Origin of the sequence: Streptococcus sp. 121 (genome assembly GCF_016458205.1) — a bacterium.
Classification (GTDB): domain Bacteria; phylum Bacillota; class Bacilli; order Lactobacillales; family Streptococcaceae; genus Streptococcus.
Window position 1 is genome coordinate 1 of sequence record NZ_JAEMED010000076.1, and the last position, 1709, is coordinate 1709.

A 1709-nucleotide genomic window follows, 5' to 3' on the forward strand; every position below is an offset into this window, starting at 1 on the left:
TTTTCTTTATCTTTTTCATATTGGACTAACCTCTTAGTCAATTTTGTAAGATTCATGCTCATTAAGAGGAGTCCTAACTCTGTTTCCACATTTTGATTTCCTCGAACATGAACTCGGCGCACGCCAAAAACACCCTTCATCCTACCAAATATAGGTTCGATATCGACCTTTCGTTTGGCGTAGATGTGGGATCCTTCCTCACTCTCCAAATTTTCTTTGGCTTTCTGTTTAAAGTAGGTCCAAGTTGGATTATAGTGAATTTGCTTCAAATTCCCTTTCTCTGTTCGTGCTAATTGATCTAACTCCGGATTAGCTTGAACCTCTAGTGCTTCATAAATTTTAAAGTCACGTTCAAAGCCATACTTATCTCTTCTTTTAGAATAATATTTGAAACCATAAAGGACTCCATCCGGTTTTATCCACTGATCTCCTTTTTCAAGATAAATCCAATTAGCTGGATTTGTTTCAGCTTGCTTGTATTTTCTTGTCTGCTCTTTCTGATACATTCCATACGGAATTAATGGAGTCTTCTCTAATTCATCAATGATAAAACTATAGTTTTCCTCACTCCCATAGCCCGCATCTGCGACAATATATTGGAATAAATCTAGTGTTTGAATCGATTGAAGAAATGGTTTCAAGGTTCGAGTATCTGTTGGATTTGGAAAAATACCGTAGGCTAAAGCATATTGTCCATTTGAAGCTACTTGGAGATTATAGCCAGGTTTCAGTTGACCATTTTTCATATGGTCTTCCTTCATCCGCATAAAGGTTGCGTCTATATCAGTCTTAGAATAGGAATTCCTCTCTCCCAAAATTTCTCGACTATTTTCATATCGTTTCTTACGATTAAGATAATCTTCTTTCAATTTTCTGTGGTGTTTTTTTAACCGTCTACGTTTTTGCTTATTTACGGATCCACCTTTGATAACTTTAGGCTCCTGAGAGATGGCTTCTTCAACTTCCTCAAGGATTTGTTCGGTATCTTGTAGGAGTTGTTCAAGACCAGCGCTAGAGAGGCATTCTTCTTTAGACAGAGCAGTGTTTACTCCCTCTTGAACAAGTTGATCATATAAATCAGATATATTTCCGTCCAAGGCTGTATCATAACGTTCCACAGCTTTTTTCCAAGTGAAGGAATATTTATTGGCATCTGCTTCAATTTTTGTTCCGTCAATGAATAGAGCATCATCCTCAATCATACCATTATCACGAAGGAGTAGAGTGAAGTAAATAAAAGCGGTCTTAATCAGCTGGTTAGCATGCCTACTAGCTCGGAAACTGTTTATTGTGCGATAACAGACATAGGTATCTTGGCTTAGCCATTTCATAGGAATGACTTCTTCATTCATTTGCACAATATTTCGACCAGAGTAGACTTTCCGAGCATAAGCAAAGAGCGTCATTTTTAATAACATAGCTGGATGGAAAGCTGGCCGACCAGTATGAGATTTTTTCTCTAAGAGAACAGAGTCTGGAATAGAGTCTACAAACTGGCTAATGAGACGTGCTTCATGAGTTTCAGGGATATCCCAAGCAATAGATAGGTCAAGGCTGAGTTGATTTGTGTTATACTGTTTATACATTTTATTTCTTTCTAGTTATTTTGTGGTTATTATAATTATAAAGCATAAAATGAAAAAGGAGCAACTCTATTCTGGAATTGCTCACTTTTTTTATTTCTATAAGCTAGTTTTTGCCCAGCCTCT

Annotated in this window: 1 protein-coding gene; it reads right to left on the bottom strand. The window is 36.9% G+C overall.

What is annotated here, in order from left to right; translation table 11 throughout:
- Positions 1-1586, bottom strand: a 1586-nt coding sequence (locus JEQ21_RS09710) for an IS1182 family transposase (protein ID WP_199365309.1), incomplete at its 3' end; no start/stop codon positions are given.
- Positions 1587-1709 lie beyond the last annotated feature (123 nt).